Source organism: Vibrio sp. 10N.222.54.E6 (assembly GCF_041473955.1).
Taxonomy (GTDB): Bacteria; Pseudomonadota; Gammaproteobacteria; order Enterobacterales; family Vibrionaceae; genus Vibrio; species Vibrio tasmaniensis_A.
The window spans coordinates 1-261 of the sequence record NZ_JBFRTD010000104.1 but is presented as its reverse complement, the minus strand read 5'-3'; the positions used below and the strand labels follow the sequence as shown (position 1 = coordinate 261).

1 protein-coding gene is annotated in these 261 nt (G+C 58.6%); it reads left to right on the top strand.

Annotated features, from left to right (window positions below):
* Nucleotides 1-261 (top strand): hypothetical protein (locus tag AB4513_RS24735; RefSeq protein WP_206208469.1); only part of this gene is annotated, 261 nt, incomplete at both ends.

Below are 261 nucleotides of genomic sequence, written 5' to 3'. Positions count from 1 at the left end.
GTGACGGCGAACGCCGATGGATCTTACACGGTGAAAGCGGGTGAAACCCAACTGACTGTCGAAGTGGCGACCAAAGACGACGCGACGTACGAAGGCGACGAGAAACTGAGCCTGAAAGTGACGGGCGTGACGGGCGTTAACGGCACGGACACCAGTGACTTAACCATCACCGATGACGGCACCGGTCCGGTCGACCCAGGCACTCCAAACCCAGACGATCGCCCATCGGTGAGCATCGAAGACAGCAAGAGCATCAACGAA